Here is a 24602-nt window from a genome sequence, read left to right as displayed (position 1 = left end):
TGAGAAATGGATGTAGTATTTTTAGTAACAGTATTGATTGTTATTGGGGCTCTTGCATTTGACTTTATCAACGGTTTCCATGATACAGCTAATGCGATCGCCACTTCCGTGTCAACAAAAGCTCTTAAACCCCGCCATGCGATTTTGTTGGCTGCCATCATGAACTTTGTTGGAGCCATGACGTTTACTGGTGTAGCTAAAACAATTACAAAAGATATTGTCGATCCTTTCACCCTTGAAAATGGATCGCTAGTTATCTTAGCTGCTTTGATTGCTGCAATCTTCTGGAACCTGTTGACATGGTATTACGGAATTCCCAGCAGTTCGTCGCATGCTATCATTGGCTCGATTGCCGGTGCGGCAATTGCAGCTTCAGGATTTAGTGCCCTGAATTACAACGGATTCTTAAAAATTCTTCAGGCACTGATCATTTCACCACTTTTAGCATTTGCAGTAGGATTCCTTGTTTACAGCATTTTTAAAGTCTTGTTCAGGAATAACAATCTGACAAAGACAAACAAGAATTTCCGTTATTTCCAGGTTGCTACGGCGGCCTTGCAGTCTTTTACACATGGAACGAACGATGCGCAAAAGGCCATGGGGATCATTACGATGGCATTGATTGCAAATAATTATCTGACAACCAATGATATTCCTTTCTGGGTTCAATTCTCCTGTGCTCTTGCTATGGGTCTTGGTACATCAGTCGGAGGCTGGAAAATCATTAAGACAGTCGGCGGAAACATTATGAAAATCCGTCCTGTAAACGGTGTAGCCGCAGATTTAACAGGTGCCATGATCATTTTCGGAGCAACCTATATACATCTGCCTGTAAGTACAACTCACGTTATTTCATCTTCTATTCTAGGAGTTGGAACAGCACACAGAGTAAAAGGCGTAAAGTGGACAACTGCTCAACGTATGATTATTACGTGGGTTATTACCTTGCCAATTTCGGCAACTGTAGCAGCCATCTCGTACTTTATTTTAAATGCTATCCTTTAATAAGATCAAAAGGCCCAGGGAATCCTCCTGGGCCTTTTGATTTCTGTTTTTTAAAAACTACTATTTAATGCTGTCAATCGCACCGATCAATCTCTTTTCAATGTCTGAAGCAATTGCCTGCAAGTCATCGTTTTCAACAAATTTAATTAATTCTGTTGGTTTTGGAAGCCCAACTTTGGTTGAATCATTTTCTTTATAGACAACAACTTTGCAAGGAAGGAAATAGCTTATAAGAGGATTTTTCTCCAGTACCCTTTTTGCCTCATGCGGATTGCAGACTTCAAGGATGATATAGTCCCCATCTAGTTCAACGCCCTTGCCTGCCAGTGTCTCCTTCATATTCAATGACCAGAGGACACCAAATTTCTCATTTTTCAAGCTCGCTTCCAGTGCCGATACCGCTTCGTCCAATGACTTGTCCACTTCAATTGTATGATGGAACATTTTCATCTCTCCTTTCAAATGTAAAATACCTATAAACAACAGTGAATAAACCTCTATAGGTATTATTTATATTGTGCCATACTAAAAAACCGCCGTACATTTATTTGCATAACGGCGGTCATGATTATTTAAAAAGTGGCCTCTCCTCGCCTCATTAAATCAAGACCTTTCCTGCAGCTCGGAAATTTCCACGGTAGTCCTCTCTTCCAGCGGCCCCCGAAGGTGTACGGTCGCCGTCCTGCCATCCTCATTTAATTGGTCAATCCAGACGGAAGCACCATTATAAGTGACATCAATTTCTGCAGATGAAGATAATATTTGCTTAACACGGTTTACATCCATTCTTCTACCTCCACATTCAAATTTCTACCCTATTTTTGCTAGAAGTATTCCTTTTTATGCAGGGCAAACGGGAAACTATGTACACTTACAAAAGATTTCTTCCATTTCACATTTCTAATTGCAGTCGATTTTTCTTAAAAGTTTATTTTGCCCAGCTGCCACGTGAATCCTTTTACGTTAGAATGAAAAGAAAAGATACAAATTTTGGAGGTTATTATGCCGGACTGGTCATATCACCCGCTATTTAAACCCTGGCTGTCTCGGCTGCCGGGGAATGCAGGCCGGGAACTTATCCACCGGGGAATGTCGACGATTTCTAAGCTGCCAGGAGGAAGATCATTCATCGAGTTTCTTGGTCATTTGTCTCCTTCCGAAAAAATATCCCGCTCTCTCTTTGGAGTCCATTTCAAAAGCCCGATTGGGTTAAGCGGAAAAATAGACCCTGGATTAACAGGAATTCACGCTTTCCCAAACCTTGGGTTCGGTGCTATTGAGATTGGTCCAATCACTACTCAGCCCAGGAAACCTGAAACTAAAGCATCCATTTCCCCGACAGGAGATGTCCTGATTCTGCCTGAAAATCCACAAACGATTGGTCTTAAAGCTACAATCGAATCCTTAAAAAAGGCCAGTGTTACTGTCCCAGTCATGATACGGATTGAGGAACCAGAAATAATTGCCGGACAATTAAAAGAAATTGGTGATGCTTTTGTTATTGGAATTGATTGTATAAAAAGCCGCGAGGATCTTGTAAACCTAAAAACAGTATTGAGCAATAAACCTTTACTTTTAGCTATCAGGCATTCGGAAGTTGGTGAAAGTCTATCAAAGCTTAAGTTTGCAAGTCAGTTCTGTGATGGAATCATGATTGAGGAAGACCGTGTGCTGACAGCACATAACCAAGTTTTGCCCCTGCAGCAAACTAACGATTTGGTGCGCGCTATAGAGTTGGTAAAGCAAAAAATTGCTTTACCCGTCATAACATCAGGCGGAGTGGCTGAACCGGCTGACGCACTTGAACTATTCAAAGCAGGAGCAGAACTTGTCTTTTTGTCTGGAGGCTATGTCGCTTCAGGACCAGGCTTGCCTAAAAGAATCTATGAAGCAATGTTGGATTGCCGACAAGAAGAAAAAGTTATTTATCCAGGATGGCTTTGGTATTGGCTGTTTGGGCTGTTTATTCTAATCGGGGGCTCTGTTGTTCTATTCTTTAGTTTTACAAAGGTGATCCTTTCCTATGATGAAGCTTTCATGCAGATGAGCAGGCTGGAGTTGATGGCCTATAACCCAAATCTGTATAAATTCATGTCCCATGACAGGATGACCCTGGCCGGAACGATGATTTCTGGTGGATATATTTATATGCAGCTTGCCCGGCATGGCATCAGACACGGAATCCACTGGACAAGGAAAGCGTACAATATCGGCGCCATCACCGGCTTCCTCGGAATTTTGCTGTTCCTTGGGTTCGGTTATTTCGACTGGGTTCACGGCTTGTTTTGGCTGATTCTGCTCCCTGTATATATACTTGGATTCAGAAAGACACGGGCAGTGAATGAACCGCCAATTTCCAAAAACCGCACGAACCATCCAGCCTGGAAAAAAGCAGTTTATGGTCAGTTTATGTTTGTAATCTTAGGGTTCTCTTTTGTCCTGGGAGGAATCGTGATTTCCACTATCGGAGCTACATATGTCTTTGTCGATACAGATCTCCAATATATTTGCATGACACCTGATCAGCTAAATTCTCTGAATCAAAAACTGATCCCTGTGATCGCCCATGACCGTGCAGGATTTGGCAGTGCACTTTTCAGCGTAGGACTGCTGGTCCTCACTTTAGCTCTTTGGGGTTTCCACGAAGGCTCAAGCTGGGTTTGGAGGGCATTTTTGTTTGGCGGTATTCCAGCTTTTTCTGCTGGGATATTCACACATTTTTATATCGGTTATATTGATTTTATTCATCTTCTCCCTGCCTATTTTGCCCTGGCACTTTACCTTGGCGGTTTATGGCTGACAAAAGACTTTTTTTAAAAAATCCAGGTGATTAAAGACTGCAGATAAAGCCTGCAGTCTATTTTAATGAATAAAGATGCTATTCCGCTCGATCGGGACCCTTATGGGGGTGAGAACGTTCTTATAAGGACCTCTTTACGGCCGATCGGCACCCTTATGCAGGATAGAAACCATCCATAAGGGTCTCTTTACGGCCGATCGGCACCCTATGCGGGAGAGAGCGCGCTCATAAGGACCTCTTTCCGCTTGATCGGGACCCTTATGTGGGAGAGAACGCGCTTATAAGGACCTCTTTACGGCCGATCGGCACCCTTATGGGGGAGTGAAACCGTCCATAAGGGTCTCTTTCTGTCCAATCGGCACCCTTATGCGGGAGAGAGCGCGCTCATAAGGACCTCTTTACGGCCGATCGGCACCCTTATGCGAGAGAGAACGCGCTCATAAGGGCCTCTTTACGCTCAATCAGCACCCTTATGCAGGAGAGAATACGCTCATAAGAACCTCTTTCCGGCCGATCGACACCCTTATGCGAGAGAGAATGCGCTCATAAGGACCTCTTTACGCTCAATCAGCACCCTTATGCAGGAGAGAATGCGCTCATAAGAACCTCTTTACGGCCGATCGACACCCTTATGCGAGAGAGAATGCGCTTATAAGGACCTCTTTACGGCCGATCGGCACCCTTATGCGGGAGTGAAACCGTCCATAAGGGTCTCATTCTGTCCAATCGGCACCCTTATGCGGGAGAGAGCGCGCTCATAAGGGCCTCTTTACGCTTGATCGGGACCCTTATGTGGGAGAGAACGCGCTTATAAGGACCTCTTTACGGCCGATCGGCACCCTTATGCGGGAGTGAAACCGTCCATAAGGACCTCTTTACGGCCGATCGGCACCCTTATGCGGGAGAGAAACCACCCATAAGGGCCTCTTTATGGCCGATCGGCACCCTTATGCAAAAGAGAACGCGCTCATAAGGACCTCTTTCCGCTTGATCGGGACCCTTATGTGGGTGAGAAACTATTTATAAGGTCCTCTTTACGCTCAATCGGCACCCTTATAGGGGAGTGAAACCATCCATAAGGGTCTCTTTCCGGCCGATTGGCACCCTCATGCGGGAGAAAACGCGCTCATAACGACCTCTTGCGCTTGATCGGGACCCTTATGTGGTAGAGAAACCAATCATAAGAATCTCTAACAGCTTGATTGGCACCCTTATGTCAGAGAACCCCATTATAAGTGCCTCATTACCTGCAATTGGAACCCTTATGGGAACAGAAACCCCACATACGGTCCCCTTCCCAACAATTATGCGTACCTGTGGGAGAGAAAACTTCCTGATAAGGGTAAAATATTACAGCCTGACCGCGCTACTTAAGATATCCACCGATTATGCGCACACCAAAATTATTTGGCTTAAATTTAAATTCACCCTTGTAAAAATACCTAATAACGAATATTATATTTATTGTGCTTAAAAATCGTTCGTATTTTGGAGGAACTCATGTTTAAATTAAAAGAGAACAACACAAATATAAAAACTGAAATGATGGCCGGTTTAACGACCTTTTTTACTATGGTGTATATCGTGGTTGTCAACCCTATCATCCTTGCTGATGCTGGCGTTCCCTTTGAACAAGTTTTCACAGCGACAATCATCGCTGCAGTCATCGGTACATTGTGGATGGCCTTGTTTGCCAATTATCCAATTGCTATCGCTCCCGGAATGGGCTTGAATGCTTATTTTGCCTATTCCGTTGTCGGCAATCACCAAAATATCACTTATGAAACAGCTTTTGCCGCTGTTTTTATTGCTGGTTTAATCTTCGTTATACTTTCCCTGACGCCATTTCGGGAAAAATTAATTGAAGCAATACCTGTCAATCTAAAACACGGAATCACGTCTGGGATTGGCCTGTTTATCGCTTTTATAGGATTGCGCCTTACTGGAATTATCACCGACCATCCAAGTAACCTTGTGGGACTTGGTGACTTGCATTCACCATCAGCAGTGCTCGCCTTGATCGGGCTCGCCATTACACTTATCTTAATGGTGTTAAATGTAAATGGAGCTCTGTTTCTCGGAATGGTCGTCACGGCAATCATTGCCTTCTTTACTGGCCAACTGGACTTTAAAGAAGGATTTATGTCAATGCCTTCCCTGCCTGAAGGGATGATTGTCCTTAATCCATTGACAGCTCTTATGGATGTTATTCAAAACAGCTTGTACGCTGTCGTCTTTTCTTTTATCCTTGTGACGATATTCGATACGACAGGGACAATGATCGGCGTTGCTCACCAGGCTGGACTGATGAAGGGAAATTCACTGCCGCGTGCCAGGGAAGCTTTACTTTCTGATTCGATTGCCACTGCTGCAGGTGCTATGTTCGGGACAAGCCCGACAACTGCTTATATTGAATCCTCATCAGGTGTTGCAGCAGGAGGGCGTACGGGTCTTACTTCGCTAACGGTTGCCGGTCTGTTCATCGTTGCAGCATTCTTCGGCCCCCTTGTCAGTGCGGTTTCCGGACTCTCCGCGATTACTGCTCCAGCCTTAATTATTGTCGGAAGCTTGATGATGGGTAGCATTTCTAATATCAGCTGGAATGAACTTGACGAAGCTTTCCCTGCTTTCCTGATCATTCTGAGCATGCCGCTTACGTCCAGCATAGCGACTGGAATTGCGCTTGGCTTTATATCCTATCCTCTTCTAAAAGTAGTCAGAGGAAGATGGCGTGAAGTTCATCCGTTGCTTTATGTTTTCGCAGTGCTGTTCTTTTACCAGCTTGCTTTTCTGCCTCATTAACTGTTTGATAATGGACAAGAACCTGCCAATTTTGGCGGGTTTTTTTTTATATGATCCGGGAACTTGTACTGCTGGAACCTACACCAAAAGGGTTTTTATGCTGTTCAGGTTCTAACACTTGTCTTTCCACATAGAAATAGTTGAAGAAGGACAAGGCTGGTGATCTAGAATGAAAGGGAAATTACTTGCTGTACTAGTGGGAAGCTTAATGCTTGGAGTAGGAGTGAATGGATTCTTGGTTCCGCACCATCTCCTTGATGGAGGTATGATCGGGATTGGCTTGATTATTCATTATTTTTATGGTTTTCCTGCTGGTCTCACAATGATCCTCCTGAGTATACCTCTATTCTTTTTGGCATGGATACTGGAACGAAAATACTTTTTTCATAGCTTGTACGGTTTATTGGCATCAAGCTTGTTCATTGATTTGTTCGTACCAGTGAAACGCGGAATACACTTAGGCATTTTGCCTAGCGCATTCATGGGGGGGATTTTGGTCGGCTGCGGGATTGGATTGATGCTTCGTTACGAAACCAGCACAGGCGGAACGGATTTATTTGCCCAATTGATTCATAAATTTTTTCCTCTTAATGTCGGAATCTTGATTTTCATAATTGATGGTGTAGTGGTTTTGTCTGGCCTGAAGGTGATTGGGTTGGAAAAATTCATCTTTTCCCTGCTCACCATAACCTGTGCTGGATTGATGACATCGTTGTGCGTGATTAAGCGCAGAATTGTTTATTAATTTTTATTGTTGGATAAGTACTTAAGAATCTGGACCCTTGATAGCTGTGTAACGGCAATAAAAAGCCAGCCAAGACATCCTTGGCTGGCTTCTTGCATTATTAAGCTTCTGCTTCGATTTTTTGATTCATATCTGTATAGACAGTAGAATCGATTTCCTTTGTTATTCTGCTTGTCAGGATACCTGATGTCATCGATCCGCTGACATTAACTGCTGTGCGTCCCATATCAATCAATGGTTCGATTGAAATCAGCAAGCCTGCAAGGCCGACTGGCAGATTTAATGCAGAAAGTACTAGCAATGCTGCAAATGTTGCCCCGCCACCAACACCAGCAACGCCGAAGGAACTGATTGCTACAACGGCAATCACTGTAGCCAGGAACGATGGTGATAATGGATCAATCCCCACTGTTGGAGCTATCATGACTGCCAGCATTGCAGGATAAATACCGGCACAACCGTTTTGTCCGATGGATAGGCCGAATGATCCAGCAAAGTTTGCAATTCCTTCTGGAACGCCAAGTGATCGCTGCGTTTTGATATTCAATGGCAATGCCCCTGCACTCGTTCTTGAGGTGAAAGCAAAGGCTAACACAGGAAACGCCTTTTTAATATAAGTGATCGGATTCAGTCCGGCGATTGTCAGTAATAGCAAGTGAATCAGGAACATAATTGCAAGTGCAACATAAGAAGCTACTACGAATTTCCCCAATTTTAGGATTGCGTCGAAATCACTTAATGCAACCGTCTTCGTCATAATCGCAAGAACACCATAAGGAGTCAAGCGCAGAATCAGTGTCACAACTCTCATAATGATTGCATAGAAAGCATCAACAATCTTTGCAAACAGCTCTGCCTGATCCGGAGATTTTCTTCTGACTCCAAGGTACGCAATACCCAGGAAGGCAGCAAAAATCACGACAGATATTGTAGATGTCGGTCTTGCCCCAGTGAAATCGAGGAATGGGTTGGCGGGCAAGAGGTCAAGAATTTGCTGTGGCATAGTGCGTCCCTCAATACCACTATATGTTTCCTCCAGATTGGCAGCCCGCGCCTGCTCTGCTTCCCCCTGCGTGATTTGCACGGCTTCAAGATCGAAACCAACAGCAGTTGCGATGCCGATAGCGGCCGCTACTGCGGTAGTACCGACTAGCAAGCCGAGGATCAGGGTACTGATTTTACCTATATTGTTCGTAAGCTTAAGTTTAGTAAAAGCAGCAAGGATGGAGATGAATACAAGCGGCATGACCACCATTTGCAGGAATTTTACATAACCGCTTCCTACAATAGCGAACCAGTCTGTACTCTTGATTATGACTTCGGAACCCGCTCCATAAATCCATTGAAGGGCGAAACCGAAGACAATCCCTACCCCCAGTGCAATAAATACTCTTTTAGAAAAAGATACATGCTTCTTTTGCATGAAAAAAAGAACAGCTATAATACCAAGCATAACCGCAATATTTAGAATTACTAATCCAGTGGTCACTAATTTACCCCTCCTAAGTTATCTTTCTGGAATAATATAATACAGGTATTCTTATAAGTCAACTCGGAATTAAAATATTTTCCTCCTTCTCCCAGACTTATATATTCTAATTTATGATGATGTTTTTTGTTCCATGTCATATAAAATTTAACCTTTAAAAAAAAGATGCCCGCAATCACCTTTGGGCACCCTCTTCATCATTAGCATTCTATTAGTTACTTCAGGTTTCCAACAAGCTTTTCTATCTCACGTCTGTTATTTTCAAATCCAATCAGAACTTTTTTATCCTTCATTAAAAAGAACTTTGTATTGGTAAATATGAATGCGGGAACAATTATAGTACCCGTCATTTCTTTAAGCTTTTTCTCCTTTTCAGGCTCTCCCTGGACATTGATTTCTTCATACGGTACATGATTATGCGAAAGAAACTCCTTCGCGTCCTGGCAGTCATTTCACATCGGACGGGTGAAAAGTGTTAATGAGCTTTTTGCCATTATTGTTCCTCCTAAAATAAATACTATTATATCTGAATAAAGTACCTCAGATCCACCATCTCTCTTCCTCCCATACCCTTGAACAAAGTTTACAAGCTTCATACCAGCCAAACAGCTAGTAATAAAAATCTTCAAAAAAAAAAGGTTACAGGATTCAAGAATCGCTTCTTAAGAAAATGAAAAACGGGAGATATCAAATCTCCCGTTTTTTAATCTTCTATTAAATTAAGGACTGGCACGTCCTTCTCCAAATCCGGTTGTGATTTTGAATAAACCCTTGCCATCTTTGTCTTCTCGTCAACATGCTGGATTATGACGGGTATACCCTCATGTGTCACATTGATCATATCTGCTGATTCAACAATTTCTTTTGCACGGCCAACATTCATGCTTGAGTCCCTCCTTCGTGATAACAAACATAATTTATGCTTAAATATGATATGCTATCCAAAAATAAGTCCCAAACTTTATATCCTGAAATTCAATCTGATCACATTTGCTTTTCTTAATGTATCAAAGATAATCACAATGATCGGACCGATAAATACACCTGAGATTCCAAGCAGCTTCAAACCAATGTACATGCTGGTCAGAGATGCGAGTGGGGAAATGCCAAGATTCGATGAATAAATTTTTGGCTCAATCACCCTCCGTACAACGGTAATGACAAGGAACAGGATAATCAGTCCTATACCGAGAAAATGGTTATCCTGAAGGATTGCAATGATTGCCCACGGAACAAGGACGGAACCGGTACCGAGAATTGGCAGGATATCCACCACCACAATCAATAGTGACAACAGTCCTGTATACTTTACCCCTAATATGCTCAATCCTGCCATGGCCATTGAAAACGTAACAAAACTCAGGATAATTTGAGCTTTTAAAAACCCAATTCCTGCCTTGTTTAACTGACTGCCGACAAGAAAAACCTTTTGACGGGTTTGTTCCTTTAAATGGGATTCCAGCTTAAGTTTCAGCTTAGGAAGTTCAAGACTGAACAAGAACAAAGCAATCAGGTACACTAGAAATTCAATCATGAAACCCGGTATTGCTGTCAGCAAATTTAAAGTTCCTGCAATAAATTGCTGCAGGAAAGAGTCTAATGTATTGATATTCTTTTCAATCGTTACCTCGATCTGTTCAATTACATTGATAGGAAAATTTTGCGAATAAAATTCCCACTTGTGCATCAACGGAAGTATGGCTGTCCTGTATATATCCCTTACAAATGTAGGGGTTCTTTCCGACAAGGATATTGCCTGGTGGGCGATGATCGATACAAGATTATATCCTATCACTCCCAAAAGAAGGACAAATCCAATGAACACAACGATTACAGCTTGTAATCGCTTGAATGAAAATCTTTTTATAATCCATTTAACCATTCCCTCGAGCATGACTGCTGTCAAAAAGGCAAAAATAAGCGGAAGGCTGTAAGGAATTAAAAAAAAGATGACTGCAGCAGCCACTGCAATCCATATCCATTTTTTCCACATAATCAATACTCCCTTTTAAAAAACTAAACCTGTACTATCTTTTAAAGTTACTATAAACTATCTTGGGCTTTATCGCTATTTTTTTCACAAAGAAAATTGATGGATGTCTCTTACTGTTGCAGGGTATAAAGGTAAAAAAGAATAATGAGGAGATAATATGAAGGAAATAATCAATTTCTCGAGCGTGCTGGACGATGATTTTTTTCAAGAGCCTACCCTCGAATTGGCTGCTTCCCTGCTGGGATGCATATTGGTAAAAGAATCTGAAGCAGGTACTGCCGCGGGCATCATTGTCGAGACAGAAGCCTATGTTGGGCCAATGGATAAAGCCGCACACAGTTACAATAACCGGAGGACAAAGAGAACTGAAATAATGTTCCACCAGGCCGGCCTGGCCTATACCTATGTCATGCACACCCATACCCTTTTCAATGTTGTCAGTGGGGAGGAAAGCAATCCAGAAGCTGTCTTGATTCGGGCAGTGGAACCTTTGGCGGGAGTGGATTTAATGGTCAGTCGCCGGGGAATGCCCGAATCCGTCAATCTCACAAATGGACCTGGTAAGCTTACGAAAGCTTTGGGAATAGATATGTCAGATTACGGACATACATTAACGAAGAAGCCACTTTTTATCACCAAAGGGATCATACCAGACAGCATCTCGTCTGGCAAAAGAATCGGCATTGATAATTCCGGAGAAGCGAAAGACTATCCATGGCGGTTTTGGATAACAGGTAACCGCTATGTGTCCCGGCATCAGAATGCTGAAAAAATAATTGTGAACAATGGGGGTTTATGATGAATAAGAAAGCCATCTTTTTGGACAGGGACGGGGTCCTTAATGAAGTTTTATCCGACCGGGTAAAATTCGTCAACCGTCCGGAAGATTTATACCTGCTTGAAGGAGCATCCGAAGCAGTAGCGGAATTAAGCAAAGCTGGTTATGAAATATTCGTTGTCACGAACCAGGGAGGCGTCGGGCTGGGCTTTTTAAAAGAAAAACGACTCAAGGAAATCCATGACCATATGATAGAAATGATCATGGAACATGGCGGCCATATCAAAGAGGTCGCCTACTGTCCCCACAAACCTAAGGCTGGCTGCGACTGCCGCAAACCGAATGCAGGAATGCTTCTGGACCTAGCAAGCAGGCATGATATTGACCTAGAAGGAAGCGTCATGGTCGGTGATCACGAGCGCGATATTGAAGCCGGTAAAAAAGCTGGCTGCAAAACAGTCTTCATTGGTTCCGAAGAAACAAGTGCCGATAAGCAGGCACCATCACTCCAGGCGGCTGTCCCATTAATACTTGAGCTTTTGGAGTAGGCGGCTGTCCCGCTTCGCGCAGTGCTTCATGCATTGCCACTGTACTAAAAAGCGTGCCATTAGTGAACTAAACCGTTCCGTTTTGAGGTGCTTTTTTAAAATATGTGCCGAAATGACAGTTGTATTGGCATCATTATTGGTAAGTAAAAAAGTAAAACTCGCCGTAGTAAAATTGGCGAGTACCTTTATTAGGCATACCAAAACCGTATTTAAATAAAACCTCACTTACTTGTGATATGGTTCACGGTAATCTTTTAAATAAGATGTCTTGTCCTTTATCGAAGCCCAGCAAAAGTAAAATAAGCGGAGATTTTCCGGTTAAATTCAGAATGGAGCTTGTTTCGGGGTAAATAAGGGAAGGTTTTCCGCTTATGCACAGCAAAATCACCTATTTTCGAATTTTTTTAGTCAATAGGCGGAACTTCTCCGTCTATTTTAGTCTTTTTTAATATTAATTACTAATTAAGCGGAATTATTCCGTCTACTTATCAGCTCTGGCGCTTAACCTGATCTCCCAACCGATAAGTGCGGACCCTCTTGATCCTAGAGGCGGAAATCAGCAGCTTATTATCGACTAGCTTATAAGGTTCAATAAAACTGGTGCTTAAAACGGCATTGCAAATGACAGAAGTTTTGCCCCTCTTTAAAGTGTACAATACTTATTGTCCATCATAATAATGATATGTCAAAGTTAATGAAATTTCGTAGAAACCTTGATAAATAAAGAAAAAGACGTATGCCAATTCACACGTCAATTCCTGTGTCTATTAATAAGAAAGCACCCGAAAACGGAACCCTTTGAACTGGCAGCGCTTTTTGGTGTTGGGACATTGTGACATCACTTTTTGGCGTTGGGACATTGTGACATCGCTTTTTCCTGGTTATGTGACCGTCAGCCTGTTTTCGCTCTCTTTTCGGGCACATGTTTGCCTTTTATGTGACCGTCCCCTGTTTCCTCTCTTTTCACGGGGACATGCTTTCCTTTTGCAGCCCGGCATCACTTCACGTGTAAAAGTTTTCCTATATGTTTTCCACAATCAGTTTTTGTTTTCCCTGCCGTAATCAGACCAATAGATGAACACCCTTTTCCCCCGTCCAATTCTTTACGGTGCCATAACTTTTGTCAAAGACCGCCCAAGTTCCAATGCCTGGCGGTTGATGGCTAATAAGGAGTGCTTCTCTGGAGCTAGCACTTTTTTTAACGCTTCTAAAATCGATTCATCCGGCAATATTCCTGTTTCCTCCAAAAATGCCCCTAAAAGGATCATATTAGCAACCTTAGGATTGCCTAGCTCATTTGCTTTATCGGTTGCATGGATATTCAAAACCCTTATATCGGTTCTTTCTGAGACTTTCGAAATTAATGATGAGTTAACAACCAATAGACCGCCGGGCCTTACCATCGGCTCGAATTTTTCATAAGAAGGATTGTTCAGCACAATGGCTGTGGTTGGTCTTGAAACAAGTGGCGAACCAACCTGTTCCTCACTGACAACGACTGCACAGTTTGCGGTACCGCCCCGCTGCTCTGGTCCGTAGGAAGGGAGCCAGGAGACATACTTGCCTTCTGTCATTCCGGCATATGCGATCAATTGGCCCATCGACATGACCCCCTGGCCGCCAAAGCCGGCAATCAAAATTTCTTCCATCAGCTAACATCTCCCTTCTGGACATCCCTATACACACCAGGTGGATATGCAGGCACCATATTATTTTTGATCCAATCGAGGGATTCGCCCGGATCCAGACCCCAGTTTGTCGGACAGCTTGAAAGGACTTCAATCATCGAAAAGCCAAGCCCCTGCTTCTGCGTTTCGAACGCTTTGCGGATTGCTTTCTTCGCTTTAAGAATATTGGGCACGTCGTGTGTAGAAACTCGCTCGATATAAGCCGTACCATCAAGTGTGGACAGCATCTCACTTACACGAATCGGCAAACCCTGGATGCTGGCATTGCGCCCGAATGGTGTTGTAGCCGTTTTTTGTCCAACCAGGGTGGTCGGCGCCATTTGTCCCCCTGTCATGCCATAAATTGCATTATTCACAAAAATGACTGTTATATTCTCCCCTCGTGCTGCAGCATGAACAGCTTCCGCAATGCCAATCGAAGCCAGATCGCCATCTCCCTGATAGGTAAAAACAAAACGGTCTGGCAGGACTCTCTTTATTCCAGTCGCAACTGCAGGTGCCCTGCCATGCGCCGCCTGGGTCATATCACAATTGAAATATTCATAGGATAAAACCGAGCACCCTACTGATGCAACGCCGATTGTATCTTCAAGAATCCCCATTTCTTCCAATACTTCGCCAACCATTCTATGGATGATTCCGTGCGTACAGCCGGGACAGTAGTGCGTCTGGATACCAGTCAAACCCGTTGTCTTTTCGAACACCGTTTTCATTGTCATACCTCAACACCCCCGGCCAGCTTGATGATTTGGTCGTAAATTTCTTCCTGCGTCGGTACTACTCCGCCAGTTCGGCCAAAAAATGAAACAGGAGCCCTGCCGTTGACAGCCAGTCTTACATCCTCAACCATCTGGCCAGCACTCATTTCAACTGAAAGGTAGCCCTTCACCCTGTCCCTGGTTTCAACAAACGGCAATTCAGGGAATGGCCATAATGTGATTGGCCGAATCATGCCGATTTTCAATCCATTCTTACGCGCTTTATTAATCGCATTCATGGCAATCCTTGCTGCTGTTCCGTAAGCTGTGACGATATACTCTGCATCCTCAGTTTCATACGTCTCATATCTAACCTCATTTTGCTTGATCAGAGCAAATTTTTTCTGAAGATGTTCATTTCGTTTTTCCAAGGCATCTGCATTCAATTCCAGCGAGGTGATAATCCTTGGCTTTCCATCACCGCGAGTACCTGTCGTAGCCCATTCCTTTTCCTCATGCTCCCTTTCAGACAGGTCCTGAAACTCAACCGGTTCCATCATCTGCCCGAGCATACCATCCCCAAGCAATATGACTGGCGTCCGATAGCGGTCCGCAATATCAAATGCAGCGGAAGTCAGGTCGATTATTTCCTGAAGCGTAGAGGGCGCCAGCACTGGTGTATGATAATCGCCATGTCCACCGCCCTTTGTTACTTGAAAATAATCGGATTGCGCCGGCTGGATGTTCCCAAGTCCTGGACCTCCACGCACAACATTCACAATCAGTGCAGGCAGCTCAGCCCCAACCAGGTAAGAGATGCCTTCTTGCTTCAGGCTGAACCCGGGACTTGATGAAGACGTCATCACACGGACACCGGTCCCAGCAGCGCCGTATACCATATTAATTGCAGCTACTTCACTTTCCGCCTGTAAAAATAAGCCGCCAACCTCGGGCAGCCTTCTAGCCATATAGGCTACAAGCTCACTCTGCGGCGTAATAGGATAGCCGAAAAAATACTTACAGCCCGCATGGACTGCGGCTTCCGCAATCACCTCATTACCCTTCATCAACACTTTCCCCATTGTCGCATCTCCTTTACTATATAGATTTACGGACTTTTTCAGGCCTATAGACAATGATTACGGAATCCGGACACATTTGCGCGCATTTCCCGCAGCTGATACAGTTCTCCTGATCGGTCACCACGGCCGGCCGATATCCTTTTTCATTCAAATAATCAGCCAGATAAATAACATTTGTCGGACAAGCATTCAGACATAATTTGCATGATTTACAAGTCTCTTCATTAAAAACGACTCTCTGATCCATTACTTTTGCCTCCTTTACATTTCCCACGGCAATTTCAAATATCTCGAGATTACTTTTACAGGAGATTCCGCCTCAATCCCAACTGCTGCTTTTGATAAATGCTCCGGCACCACCGTATATAATAGCGGAACACCAAGCTGCTTGGATAACTCCATGCTGAGTTGCAATCCTTTTTTCACATCATGATCCGTAGTTTCATTTCCAACATTAGAATTATTGATGATTCCTGTTACCTTAAGCCTTGAAGCTTTTTCAATCTTTTTCAACGTATCAATCGCCCCCTCCAGGTTACTGACATATGGACGGTTGGCATTCAGGATAAAAAGCACCTCAGGCTTCATATCCTTCCAATCATTGTAAAACTGACCCAGTGCTGTGGCTCCATCCTTATCCCCGCCAGCATCCACGATCAGCCTGTAATCTGGACTATAGATCACCCTGCCCAACTCGCCAGGAACAATCGGTAAATCCGCAGCAGCGAGTCTTTCAGCTGGTGCAATCAGTTCAATTCCTTTTTCCAAAAAAATCTCCCTGGCGTCCCTTGCACGGTAATATGGGTTGACGATATCAAGGTCGGCAACCGCCACTCTCTGATTCAGTTTTTCTGCTTCGACAGCTAGATTGATTGATATTTCGGTTTTACCGCTGCCAAAATGGCCGGTAACAATGGTAATATTCGCACCTTGCATACCGTGCTTCACCTCTTTTTGAAAGCGTTTTCATTTTATATTATATAAACTTACATTCGAGTTCTCTTTGATAAAAGTCACGTTTTCAAAGATTTTTAATAAGGCTGTTTTCGTAAAGATTGTTGTTAACGTGATATTTTGTAGGTCGGTACTAAGTTGGCAAGCTCTTTTCTCTTAATAAGTATTAATTTTGTTAAAAACTTAGGTGCAGCCAATAGCAACAAAGTTTGAGAAAGGAGCTTTAGATAAAAAAGGAGTTCGGCATGAACTCCTTTTTATCGATGCTTTATATTGCAAAGCTCAGGATTACCTTTTGCGGCATGTCCTGTTCTTCGTAAACATCTTTTCTCAATCTCTCACACGATGGCATTTCATAAGAAAAATCGTGTACTCCTTCTGGAATCAGTCCATCAGCTTTCAATGTATCGAATACTTTTTGCATTGCATCATCAGTATCCAGGCAGTCCTTTGAACCTTCATATTTAAAACAGTCTACACAAGTCTCCACGATATTTGCATCAACCTGTTCCTGGGTAAAAACCAGTTTCGCGCCAGCCATCTTCTCCACTTCACGATTTTCCAATTCAATAATCGTCGTTACGTTCATTTTTGGCACCTCCGTTTGGATTACACTATCATTATAGTAAGTTGGAAACCAAACAGGGGTGTTTTGCTGATTAGTTCATTTTTTCTTCACATATTTCATTCAAAAATTTGTCAAATCTCTGTAAAAAGGGATTTAAGCAGCTAATCCCGAACCAGACCTGCTTCCTGCAGTGGGTCAATATCTATTCTGAAGGCTTTCTGATTTCAAAAACGACTTCAGTTTCCTGGTTTCATTATCGGATAATTGAATAATTGATTCGGAACCTCCGAATTCCGCGAAAAATTTATATTATTCCGCGAAAAACCTATATATTTCCGCTAAAAACCGACTTAATTCCGCGAAATACCATGATTATTCCGCGACTTGGAAAATAGCAGACAAAAATGACAAGGATATCCTGCCTATTTCGAATTTCAGGCATCTCCCTAATAATCAGAAAAAATCAAATAGATAAACTTCCGCAAACCCAATTGACCTGGGTATAAATAACTGATACTATCTCTAGTATTATTTAAATCTATAATCTTTCCTTGTATATGTTCGAGAATATGGCTCGGACGTTTCTACCATGCTTCCGTAAAAGGCGTGACTACAGGGGACTTCAATATTTGCTAATCTTTTTTGGCATCTATTTGTCCTTTGTGGTACTCCGGCAGCATATACTGCCGGAGTTTTTTATTTCATCAAAAAATACAACCAGGAGGACAGAACATATGAAAAACTTTTTCCAGTTTGCAGAACGAAATACAAATTATAAACAAGAGTCCCTCGCCGGGATCACGACATTCTTATCGATGGCATATATTCTTGTGGTTAACCCCCTGATCCTCAGCCAGGCAGGCATGGATAAGGGAGCAGTTTTTACCGCTACGGCTCTATCGGCGATTATTGGTTCGCTGCTGATCGGCCTGCTTGCTAATTTCCCAATCGGAATTGCTCCAAGCATGGGCTTGAATTCCTTTTTCACTTTCAGTGTCAGCATCGGCATGGGAGTTAAATGGGAGGTCGCCCTTACCGGCGTGTTCATTGCAGGTGTCTTATTCGTCATCCTGAGCCTTTTAAAAATCCGTGAAAAAATCATCAATGTCATACCGCAAGATTTAAAGCATGCAATCGCTGCTGGCATCGGTTTTTTCGTTGCCTTCATCGGCTTGAAAAATGCGGGAATCATCGTTGGCAGTGAAGCTACCTTTGTCTCGATCGGCAATCTGACTGCGGGTCCTGTCCTTCTTGCGTTGTTCGGTTTTATCATCAGCGTGATCATGATGGCCCGGGGAATCAGCGGCGGTATTTTTTACGGAATGGTGATCGCCACAATCGTTGGGATCATTACTGGCTTAATTGAAAAGCCAGACGCCATCATTGGCACAATTCCTGACATCTCACCTACTTTCGGTGTTGTTTTCAACCATTTGGGCGATATCTTTTCCCCGGATGTGCTTGCTGTCATTTTCACTTTCCTTTTCGTCGGGTTCTTCGATACAGCTGGAGCACTGATTGCTGTAGCAAGCCAGGCTGGTTTGATGAAGGAAAATAAGATTCCAAATGCAGGTCGCGCCCTGCTTGCTGATGCAGGCTCTTCTGTTGTCGGTGCCGTACTTGGCACTTCAACAACTGCATCATTCGTCGAATCTTCAGCAGGGATCGCGGTCGGCGGCCGAACTGGTTTCACCTCGGTGATCATCGCAGCCTGCTTTGGCGCAGCCTTGTTTTTTTCACCAATTTTATCGGTAATCACTCCTGAAGTGACCGCACCCGCTCTAATTATTGTAGGCGCGTTAATGGCAACTGAAATAAGTAAAATCAACTGGAACAATCTTGCGGTTATCATTCCTGCATTCGTAACAATCATCATGATGCCACTCACATTCAGTGTCGCTACAGGAATCGCGCTCGGCTTCATCCTTTATCCTTTGATGATGCTTGGCATGGGCAGGATCAGAGATGTCCACCCGATTATGTATGTCCTGGGATTTTTATTCGTTGGCTATTTTATGTATATATAGCACACTTAAAAAGGAAAGAAATCAGCCTGCTCTGGCTGATTTCTTTTTTATGTCCTATTCATTAACCCAGGCTAGTCCTATAGTGCCCTGCCCTGTATGCGTGCCGGCTACTGGACTGAATTTAGTCGTTGTAAACGAGATATCTGGGAAGCGCTGCTGCAGCTCTGCCTGCCATTCATTGGCCAATGCCTGTACATTCCCATGGATGACACTTGCTGCCTTGACGTTGCCAGAAGCCTCCTCAAATATTTGGAACAAGCGCTCCTTTACCTTTTTCTCCGTCCTGATTTTATCAAAGAGGACAACCTTCCCATCATCGAACCTTACGATCAGCTTCAGTTTAATCAAGCTGCCGATGATTACCTGAGTAGTGGAAAGACGGCCGCCTTTATGCAGCTGCTCCAGACTTCCAGGTGCCATATAAAGATTTGCCTTGTCAGGCAGCGTTCTTAGATAGGATACAATTTCATCGTAGGACTTGCCTTCCTTCTGGAGTTCAATTCCTTTTTCAACCATGCGGCCCAGCGGGAAAGAACCGATTTTCGAATCGATGACATCGACCTTGAATTCCACCATACTGGAAGCGGCTACAGAGGATTGGTAGGTTCCTGTCAGAGCACTGGAAGCGTGAATTGCAATCGCATGCTTATATTGCTCCTTGAGCTTTTGATAAAGTTCTACAAACTCACCGATCGCTGGCTGGGATGTTTTCGGCAGCACCTTTGATGCAGATAGCTTTGGATAAAAGTCCTCCGCAGTAATATCCACGCCCTCTAAATAGGATTCTTCGCCAAAAATAATGCTTAACGGCACAACGTATATATGGTTTTCTTTTATGAATTCTTCTGAAAGGGAAGATGTACTGTCAGTTACCCATGCAATGTCATTTAATGTCGTCATGATTTCTCCTGTTCTTCGTCAAAAATATCGATGAATATGCTTATATTTCTCATGATATATGAAGTAGCCTTATAAAACTATTAGTAATTTTTAAGAATACGATTTATTTGTTTAAAACTTTACTAAAGTTAATAACCTTGACACATGTTTTCCATCCTGGCTCAAGGGGAACAATGGTATAAACTTGACTTTGGAGGAAACTGAGTTATGGACCCATATATCTACGCATTATATTCCCTCATCTACTTATTTTTATTCCTTTGGGGTTTAAAATCCTCCATCAAAAATGGCTTTATATTATTGATGAATGTTCTTTTGCTAGTTACGTTTGGATTGATATACGACAACTTGGTTCTTGCATTGGGGAGCCTGATCGGGGAAGGGACTTTTTTAAAGACTATGAACCTCCTGCGTTTTTGGTTCCATGCCTTGTTTACACCCCTGTTGATTTTATTTTCCTGGGCAGCTGCTAGCAAAACAACAGACATCAGTTGGATTAAGGGACGCGGAGGTTTGCTTTTCGCTGCTTTCCTCACCATTGCCATGATCATTTCCGAGCTTGTGCAAAATACTCTGGGAATAAAGCTGGTGCCAGATCGCTCTAATGGAGTGTTAAGCTATGATTCGGCAGCCTCACATGGGCCGCCAATCATGATCATCGGTGTAACAGTCACTTTGCTAATTGCTGGCTTCATCTTATGGATAAAACGGAAATGGAAGTGGATGGCCATCGGTGTCATCTTAATGGGCATTGGCAGTGCGGTCCCCCTTCCATTGGAAAGCGATGCGGCCACAAATGGCTTTGAGCTGATTCTGCTGCTATCACTATGGGCCACTAATGACTATCTAGAAAAAAACAGGCCCCGGCTAAGGCCTGATTGATCTAGAATAGTCTTTTAATCTCATCCGCTGATAATTGTTCCCCTGCTGAAACCACTTTTTCATCAATTACCATGGCAGGGGTGCTATTCACTTTGTACTTTTCAATTTCCTTATCATCTTCTATCTTTTCAACAACTGCCGCCACACCTGCTTCCTGTATGGCTAAATTAATATTTTCCTCAAGATCTTTGGATTTTTCACAACCACTTCCTAGTACCTTGATAATCATATCAGCTCTCTCCTCCCTATTCCAAGTCAGTTATGATATATAAAGTGATATACCCGTTATCGATAAATAAAAGACTTTTTGTGGGACGATTTAGATTAAATTAACTTCGGATAACCTGTCTGCTTTGAACCGAATTTTGCATGGACGGCTTCTTATTGACAGCTTCCCTTGGTACTCATCCTAACCTATCAAAATTACTGCGCATTCTTGCCAGCTTTCCGAAGTACCCTTCCAACCTGTCAGATTAGGGGTTTATTGCCTTACCATTCTTCTATAATCATCTCTTTCTGATGCAATTTCTTTTTAGAAATTCCAAAAATGTGAGAAAATGGGGAGGCATTAAGTTGAAAAGGAGGCGCATGATATGCCAAATAATCTCCAGGATACAACTACACTACATAATGGAGTCAAGATGCCTTGGTTTGGCCTTGGAGTGTTCAAGGTACAGGAAGGGTCCGAGGTTGTTGAGTCTGTAAAAGCTGCCCTTAGGAATGGCTATAAAAGCATCGATACTGCAGCAGTTTACAAGAACGAGGAAGGCGTAGGACAGGCGATCAAAGAAGCTGGCGTTCCTCGTGAGGAGTTATTTATCACAACAAAGGTATGGAATTCCGATCAGGGCTTTGAATCGACACTTCAGGCTTTTGAAACAAGCATGGAGAAGCTTGGCCTTGACTATCTAGATCTTTACCTGATCCACTGGCCTGTGGCGGGCAAGTACAAGGAAACATGGAAGGCACTTGAAAAGCTATATAAGGATGGACGGGTTCGTGCTATTGGAGTGAGCAATTTCCATGTTCATCATCTTAAGGACTTGCTGGCTGATGCTGAAATTAAGCCAATGGTCAACCAGGTTGAATATCATCCACATCTGGCACAGACTGAGCTGCTCGAATTCTGTAAAGCTGAAGGCATCCAAATGGAAGCCTGGTCTCCACTGAAACAGGGTGAGCTTTTAACGGAACCGACGATTGTTGAAATTGCCGAAAAATATAGCAAATCACCGGCTCAAACCATTCTTCGCTGGGACTTGCAAAATGGCGTTGTCACGATTCCTAAGTCCATTAAGGAACACCGTATTATCGAAAATGCAGCTATCTTTGACTTTGAGCTTTCTTCTGAAGATATGGACCGTTTGAACAGCTTGAATAAAGACGAGCGTGTAGGGCCGAATCCCGATAATTTCAATTTTTAATGAAAATTAATGTAATGAGACGCAGAAATAATTTCTGTGTCTTTTTTAATGATTAAAAATTAATACTTCATTCTTATACCTAAACTTAATATCTGGTGCTAAAAGTCACTTCTTTTTAAAACGGCACGTGTTAAACTGCAGAGGAATAACGATAGAAAGGGGTAATTAGCATGGATTTTCCAGAACTAAAAATTGGCCATATGGTGACAAGGGTTCCGATTATGCAAGGCGGAATGGGGGTGGGCATTTCACTGAGCGGATTAGCCTCTGCAGTGGCAAACGCAGGCGGAATCGGGATCATTTCCGGAACAGGGATTTCAACCGAGGAATTGCGGTTACATATCAGGAAGGCCAGGGAACTTACAAAGGGTAAAGGGTACATCGGTGTAAATGTCTTGTTTGCCATGAATGACTTTGCTGAAAAAATGAAAGCTGCGTTAGAAGAAAAAGTGGATTTCATCATCTCTGGAGCAGGGATATCAAGAGATATGTATTCTTGGGGTAAGCAAGCTGGAATCCCTGTCATATCGATTGTTTCCTCCGTGAAGTTGGCGAAAATCTCGGAACGTCTGGGTGCCTCTGCAGTCGTTGTGGAGGGATTTGAGGCGGGCGGCCATCTGGGGACAGACAAGCCTTTATTTGAAATACTCCCTGAGATCGCAGAGTCTGTGTCTATCCCTGTAATTGCTGCGGGCGGAATTATGACCGGCGATGATATTGCCAGGGCTTTATCAATCGGAGCTTCCGGTGTCCAAATGGGCACAAGATTTGTTGCCAGTGAGGAATGTGATGCTCCGCAAAGCTTTAAGGAAAAGTATGTTTCAGCTACTGAAGAGGACACACAGCTCGTAAAAACAACTGTAGGATTGCACGGGCGGGCGATAGCAAATCATTTTACCAGGCTGATTACTACTTCAGATAAATTAAGGATCAAAAAATGCCGTGATTGCCTAAAAAATTGCTCCTATCAATTTTGCACACTGGACTCTCTGCTTACCTCGGTAGCAGGGGATGTAGAAAATGGCCTAGTATTTGCTGGTGCCAGGGTAGGTGAAATTAAAGATATCCTTCCAGTCCGGCAAATTATTGAAAATTTAAGGATGGAATACAAAGCATCTGCCTTTGTCTAAATAAGGGCATATAGATTATTTTTTCACCTTACCGGTTTTTTGGTGGTAATAGAAACATAAAAGGACGGACTTCAAACAAAAACAGACAACCATATTTAGTGGTTGTCTGTTTTAATTTAGAGCGTTATTAAAAACTCCTGGTTTGATCGCTGATCTTCCTTAAAAACCCGTTCATTAAAATAGATTTCTCTGTCATTCATTAAAATGACAGTCGAGCTTATCGTCCCGTATCCTTCACTTTTAATGAACATAGGTGACAGCAGGCGTTCCCACTCAAGTGAAACTCCCGTCGAAGGAAGTAAATGGTCAGGTGCAGGATCGGCATTTTCCAATAGGCTAAATAAGCTGTCTGGCAGGTCAGTAGAGTCTTCAGTCAGGATTTTTTTCAACCCTTCTTTGCCTTTTTCAACTTTTGGCCAATCAGTATCAAGTAAATGGTTGCTGACTCCGTGGATGCCTGGCTCAACTCTTAACAATTTATCTGCAGTGTTTGAATAATAATAAAGTTCTTGAAGGTCACCGGTTAAAAGATTATACCCGGGATATTCATGCCGCAGCTGAGCCATTTTCTGAAGATACATTTCAGGTTTTACCGTTCCCTTAAGATAATCCGCTACAAGCTCCCCGCGTGTTCTTTTTCCAGCGGTTTGTTCACTTGGATCACGATAATTTGTCAGGGCGGCAAACCGGCCATTAGCAGTCACCCCCATCCAGGTCCCCATCTTTACAAGATCACGCCCCGCAAGCAGCTCCGGTGCGTCTTCCCAAAAGTGAGCTGGGGCAGTTTCACGAGCATATGCTTCATCCCTGTTAGCAGCGATGACCAGCTTATACCTTGGGTGCCCTTTGTAGGCAAATAAAATCAAACACATTATCATCACGTCTTTCGGGGCATTTTCTTCTATTATAACGAAAAGCAAAAAAGAGAAGGACAAAGGCCCTCTCTTTTCAAACTTTTTTATAAAAACATCCTGCAAGTCGGCACCCAATAATGATGCAAGCATCCCTGCAACGATAAGTCACACAACCATTTTTGCGTATATCTTTAAAATGAAAAAAATTCATCTAAAAAAACGTTTACAATTGTTT

At 43.1% G+C, this 24602-nt stretch carries 24 protein-coding genes, 1 pseudogene and 1 riboswitch; of the genes and pseudogenes, 10 read left to right on the top strand and 15 right to left on the bottom strand.

Annotated elements, in window-relative coordinates; genetic code table 11:
- Window positions 1-6: 6 nt before the first annotated feature.
- Window positions 7-1005, top strand: coding sequence for an inorganic phosphate transporter (locus tag B5X77_RS10275; RefSeq protein ID WP_079507778.1), 999 nt, complete (start codon window positions 7-9; stop codon window positions 1003-1005).
- 60 nt (window positions 1006-1065) lie between these two features.
- Here B5X77_RS10275 and B5X77_RS10270 read toward each other — a convergent pair whose 3' ends face one another.
- Together B5X77_RS10270 and B5X77_RS10265 are read right to left on the bottom strand one after the other, a co-directional pair.
- Window positions 1066-1449, bottom strand: a complete 384-nt coding sequence (locus B5X77_RS10270; RefSeq protein ID WP_079507776.1) for a DUF302 domain-containing protein — start codon at window positions 1447-1449, stop codon at window positions 1066-1068.
- A gap of 159 nt (window positions 1450-1608) precedes the next feature.
- A complete protein-coding gene (locus B5X77_RS10265) occupies window positions 1609-1791 on the bottom strand; it encodes an H-type small acid-soluble spore protein (RefSeq protein ID WP_079507774.1) in 183 nt (60 codons plus the stop codon).
- Window positions 1792-2007: 216 nt separating this feature from the next.
- Between B5X77_RS10265 and B5X77_RS10260 the strand changes: the two genes are divergently transcribed.
- From B5X77_RS10260 to B5X77_RS10250, 3 genes are all read left to right on the top strand, one after another.
- Window positions 2008-3822, top strand: coding sequence for a dihydroorotate dehydrogenase (locus B5X77_RS10260; RefSeq protein WP_079507772.1), 1815 nt, complete (start codon window positions 2008-2010; stop codon window positions 3820-3822).
- A 1483-nt stretch (window positions 3823-5305) separates the two neighbouring features.
- Entirely contained in the window at window positions 5306-6607 is a 1302-nt protein-coding gene (locus tag B5X77_RS10255; protein WP_079507770.1) for an NCS2 family permease, read from the top strand.
- A 169-nt stretch (window positions 6608-6776) separates the two neighbouring features.
- Window positions 6777-7352: a YitT family protein gene (locus B5X77_RS10250; protein ID WP_079507768.1), complete on the top strand. Its 576-nt coding sequence runs from the start codon at window positions 6777-6779 to the stop codon at window positions 7350-7352.
- 100 nt (window positions 7353-7452) lie between these two features.
- Here the strand turns inward: B5X77_RS10250 and B5X77_RS10245 are convergent, their stop codons facing one another.
- The 4 genes and pseudogenes from B5X77_RS10245 to ytvI form a co-directional block, all read right to left on the bottom strand.
- Window positions 7453-8805 (bottom strand): L-cystine transporter, encoded by a 1353-nt coding sequence (locus tag B5X77_RS10245; protein ID WP_176167410.1) that lies wholly within the window; start codon window positions 8803-8805, stop codon window positions 7453-7455.
- A gap of 251 nt (window positions 8806-9056) precedes the next feature.
- Window positions 9057-9278: pseudogene (locus B5X77_RS24005) on the bottom strand (glutaredoxin domain-containing protein); the annotation flags it as partial.
- 266 nt (window positions 9279-9544) lie between these two features.
- On the bottom strand, window positions 9545-9724 hold the full coding sequence (locus B5X77_RS10230) for an H-type small acid-soluble spore protein (protein WP_079507760.1): 180 nt from the start codon (window positions 9722-9724) through the stop codon (window positions 9545-9547).
- Window positions 9725-9802: 78 nt separating this feature from the next.
- Complete coding sequence (gene ytvI / locus B5X77_RS10225; RefSeq protein ID WP_079507758.1) at window positions 9803-10834, bottom strand: sporulation integral membrane protein YtvI; 1032 nt, start codon at window positions 10832-10834, stop codon at window positions 9803-9805.
- Window positions 10835-10991: 157 nt separating this feature from the next.
- Between ytvI and B5X77_RS10220 the strand changes: the two genes are divergently transcribed.
- Both B5X77_RS10220 and B5X77_RS10215 read left to right on the top strand, forming a co-directional pair.
- Window positions 10992-11633, top strand: coding sequence for a DNA-3-methyladenine glycosylase (locus B5X77_RS10220; protein ID WP_079507756.1), 642 nt, complete (start codon window positions 10992-10994; stop codon window positions 11631-11633).
- On the top strand, window positions 11630-12160 hold the full coding sequence (locus B5X77_RS10215) for a D-glycero-alpha-D-manno-heptose-1,7-bisphosphate 7-phosphatase (protein WP_257391785.1): 531 nt from the start codon (window positions 11630-11632) through the stop codon (window positions 12158-12160). The genes B5X77_RS10220 and B5X77_RS10215 overlap by 4 nt, the downstream gene beginning before the upstream one ends.
- A 1103-nt stretch (window positions 12161-13263) precedes the next feature.
- Here the strand turns inward: B5X77_RS10215 and B5X77_RS10210 are convergent.
- The 6 genes from B5X77_RS10210 to B5X77_RS10185 all read right to left on the bottom strand — a co-directional run bounded on the left by B5X77_RS10210 (window position 13264) and on the right by B5X77_RS10185 (window position 17171).
- Window positions 13264-13809 carry a 2-oxoacid:acceptor oxidoreductase family protein gene (locus tag B5X77_RS10210; RefSeq protein WP_257391784.1) on the bottom strand — a complete coding sequence of 182 codons (546 nt, stop codon included), beginning with the start codon at window positions 13807-13809 and terminating at the stop codon, window positions 13264-13266.
- Window positions 13809-14567 (bottom strand): thiamine pyrophosphate-dependent enzyme, encoded by a 759-nt coding sequence (locus tag B5X77_RS10205; RefSeq protein WP_257391783.1) that lies wholly within the window; start codon window positions 14565-14567, stop codon window positions 13809-13811. The genes B5X77_RS10210 and B5X77_RS10205 overlap by 1 nt, the downstream gene beginning before the upstream one ends.
- Window positions 14564-15628, bottom strand: coding sequence for a 3-methyl-2-oxobutanoate dehydrogenase subunit VorB (locus B5X77_RS10200; protein ID WP_079507750.1), 1065 nt, complete (start codon window positions 15626-15628; stop codon window positions 14564-14566). Before B5X77_RS10200 ends, B5X77_RS10205 begins: the two co-directional genes overlap by 4 nt.
- Window positions 15629-15644: 16 nt before the next feature.
- Window positions 15645-15875: a 4Fe-4S binding protein gene (locus B5X77_RS10195; RefSeq protein ID WP_079507748.1), complete on the bottom strand. Its 231-nt coding sequence runs from the start codon at window positions 15873-15875 to the stop codon at window positions 15645-15647.
- A gap of 14 nt (window positions 15876-15889) precedes the next feature.
- Window positions 15890-16564: a nucleotide-binding protein gene (locus B5X77_RS10190; RefSeq protein WP_079507746.1), complete on the bottom strand. Its 675-nt coding sequence runs from the start codon at window positions 16562-16564 to the stop codon at window positions 15890-15892.
- A gap of 286 nt (window positions 16565-16850) precedes the next feature.
- Window positions 16851-17171 carry a hypothetical protein gene (locus tag B5X77_RS10185; RefSeq protein ID WP_079507744.1) on the bottom strand — a complete coding sequence of 107 codons (321 nt, stop codon included), beginning with the start codon at window positions 17169-17171 and terminating at the stop codon, window positions 16851-16853.
- Window positions 17172-17681: 510 nt separating this feature from the next.
- Window positions 17682-17783, top strand: a riboswitch (purine riboswitch).
- A gap of 101 nt (window positions 17784-17884) precedes the next feature.
- Here B5X77_RS10185 and B5X77_RS10180 point away from each other — a divergent pair.
- Window positions 17885-19177, top strand: a complete 1293-nt coding sequence (locus tag B5X77_RS10180; RefSeq protein ID WP_079507742.1) for an NCS2 family permease — start codon at window positions 17885-17887, stop codon at window positions 19175-19177.
- A 54-nt stretch (window positions 19178-19231) separates the two neighbouring features.
- Here the strand turns inward: B5X77_RS10180 and B5X77_RS10175 are convergent, their stop codons facing one another.
- Window positions 19232-20077, bottom strand: a complete 846-nt coding sequence (locus B5X77_RS10175; RefSeq protein ID WP_079507740.1) for a DegV family protein — start codon at window positions 20075-20077, stop codon at window positions 19232-19234.
- Window positions 20078-20284: 207 nt separating this feature from the next.
- Between B5X77_RS10175 and B5X77_RS10170 the strand changes: the two genes are divergently transcribed.
- Window positions 20285-20959 (top strand): hypothetical protein, encoded by a 675-nt coding sequence (locus B5X77_RS10170; protein WP_079507738.1) that lies wholly within the window; start codon window positions 20285-20287, stop codon window positions 20957-20959.
- Window position 20960: 1 nt separating this feature from the next.
- On the opposite strand, the gene B5X77_RS10165 is transcribed toward B5X77_RS10170, so the two are convergent.
- On the bottom strand, window positions 20961-21188 hold the full coding sequence (locus tag B5X77_RS10165; RefSeq protein WP_079507736.1) for a thioredoxin family protein: 228 nt from the start codon (window positions 21186-21188) through the stop codon (window positions 20961-20963).
- Window positions 21189-21552: 364 nt separating this feature from the next.
- On the opposite strand from B5X77_RS10165, the gene B5X77_RS10160 reads away from it, so the two are divergent.
- Both B5X77_RS10160 and B5X77_RS10155 read left to right on the top strand, forming a co-directional pair.
- Entirely contained in the window at window positions 21553-22383 is an 831-nt protein-coding gene (locus B5X77_RS10160) for an aldo/keto reductase (protein WP_079507734.1), read from the top strand.
- Between the two features lie 170 nt (window positions 22384-22553).
- Window positions 22554-23513 (top strand): NAD(P)H-dependent flavin oxidoreductase, encoded by a 960-nt coding sequence (locus tag B5X77_RS10155; protein ID WP_079507732.1) that lies wholly within the window; start codon window positions 22554-22556, stop codon window positions 23511-23513.
- Window positions 23514-23629: 116 nt separating this feature from the next.
- Here the strand turns inward: B5X77_RS10155 and B5X77_RS10150 are convergent, their stop codons facing one another.
- Entirely contained in the window at window positions 23630-24385 is a 756-nt protein-coding gene (locus B5X77_RS10150; RefSeq protein ID WP_079510188.1) for an NRDE family protein, read from the bottom strand.
- Window positions 24386-24602: the final 217 nt, after the last annotated feature.

This window comes from Mesobacillus jeotgali (assembly GCF_900166585.1).
Lineage (GTDB): Bacteria > Bacillota > Bacilli > Bacillales > Cytobacillaceae > Mesobacillus > Mesobacillus jeotgali_A.
The sequence above is the reverse complement of the archived record's forward strand: the minus strand, read 5'-3'. Positions and strand labels throughout refer to the sequence as shown.

What these genes read in the sequence shown, in the direction of transcription:
- B5X77_RS10275 (WP_079507778.1), top strand. Translation starts at nt 7, where the DNA reads ATGGATGTAGTATTTTTAGTAACAGTATTGATTGTTATTGGGGCTCTT.
- B5X77_RS10270 (WP_079507776.1), bottom strand. Translation starts at nt 1,449, where the DNA reads ATGTTCCATCATACAATTGAAGTGGACAAGTCATTGGACGAAGCGGTA.
- B5X77_RS10265 (WP_079507774.1), bottom strand. Translation starts at nt 1,791, where the DNA reads ATGGATGTAAACCGTGTTAAGCAAATATTATCTTCATCTGCAGAAATT.
- B5X77_RS10260 (WP_079507772.1), top strand. Translation starts at nt 2,008, where the DNA reads ATGCCGGACTGGTCATATCACCCGCTATTTAAACCCTGGCTGTCTCGG.
- B5X77_RS10255 (WP_079507770.1), top strand. Translation starts at nt 5,306, where the DNA reads ATGTTTAAATTAAAAGAGAACAACACAAATATAAAAACTGAAATGATG.
- B5X77_RS10250 (WP_079507768.1), top strand. Translation starts at nt 6,777, where the DNA reads ATGAAAGGGAAATTACTTGCTGTACTAGTGGGAAGCTTAATGCTTGGA.
- B5X77_RS10245 (WP_176167410.1), bottom strand. Translation starts at nt 8,805, where the DNA reads ATGCTTGGTATTATAGCTGTTCTTTTTTTCATGCAAAAGAAGCATGTA.
- B5X77_RS10230 (WP_079507760.1), bottom strand. Translation starts at nt 9,724, where the DNA reads ATGAATGTTGGCCGTGCAAAAGAAATTGTTGAATCAGCAGATATGATC.
- ytvI (WP_079507758.1), bottom strand. Translation starts at nt 10,834, where the DNA reads ATGTGGAAAAAATGGATATGGATTGCAGTGGCTGCTGCAGTCATCTTT.
- B5X77_RS10220 (WP_079507756.1), top strand. Translation starts at nt 10,992, where the DNA reads ATGAAGGAAATAATCAATTTCTCGAGCGTGCTGGACGATGATTTTTTT.
- B5X77_RS10215 (WP_257391785.1), top strand. Translation starts at nt 11,630, where the DNA reads ATGATGAATAAGAAAGCCATCTTTTTGGACAGGGACGGGGTCCTTAAT.
- B5X77_RS10210 (WP_257391784.1), bottom strand. Translation starts at nt 13,809, where the DNA reads ATGGAAGAAATTTTGATTGCCGGCTTTGGCGGCCAGGGGGTCATGTCG.
- B5X77_RS10205 (WP_257391783.1), bottom strand. Translation starts at nt 14,567, where the DNA reads ATGACAATGAAAACGGTGTTCGAAAAGACAACGGGTTTGACTGGTATC.
- B5X77_RS10200 (WP_079507750.1), bottom strand. Translation starts at nt 15,628, where the DNA reads ATGGGGAAAGTGTTGATGAAGGGTAATGAGGTGATTGCGGAAGCCGCA.
- B5X77_RS10195 (WP_079507748.1), bottom strand. Translation starts at nt 15,875, where the DNA reads ATGGATCAGAGAGTCGTTTTTAATGAAGAGACTTGTAAATCATGCAAA.
- B5X77_RS10190 (WP_079507746.1), bottom strand. Translation starts at nt 16,564, where the DNA reads ATGCAAGGTGCGAATATTACCATTGTTACCGGCCATTTTGGCAGCGGT.
- B5X77_RS10185 (WP_079507744.1), bottom strand. Translation starts at nt 17,171, where the DNA reads ATGAACGTAACGACGATTATTGAATTGGAAAATCGTGAAGTGGAGAAG.
- B5X77_RS10180 (WP_079507742.1), top strand. Translation starts at nt 17,885, where the DNA reads ATGAAAAACTTTTTCCAGTTTGCAGAACGAAATACAAATTATAAACAA.
- B5X77_RS10175 (WP_079507740.1), bottom strand. Translation starts at nt 20,077, where the DNA reads ATGACGACATTAAATGACATTGCATGGGTAACTGACAGTACATCTTCC.
- B5X77_RS10170 (WP_079507738.1), top strand. Translation starts at nt 20,285, where the DNA reads ATGGACCCATATATCTACGCATTATATTCCCTCATCTACTTATTTTTA.
- B5X77_RS10165 (WP_079507736.1), bottom strand. Translation starts at nt 21,188, where the DNA reads ATGATTATCAAGGTACTAGGAAGTGGTTGTGAAAAATCCAAAGATCTT.
- B5X77_RS10160 (WP_079507734.1), top strand. Translation starts at nt 21,553, where the DNA reads ATGCCAAATAATCTCCAGGATACAACTACACTACATAATGGAGTCAAG.
- B5X77_RS10155 (WP_079507732.1), top strand. Translation starts at nt 22,554, where the DNA reads ATGGATTTTCCAGAACTAAAAATTGGCCATATGGTGACAAGGGTTCCG.
- B5X77_RS10150 (WP_079510188.1), bottom strand. Translation starts at nt 24,385, where the DNA reads ATGTGTTTGATTTTATTTGCCTACAAAGGGCACCCAAGGTATAAGCTG.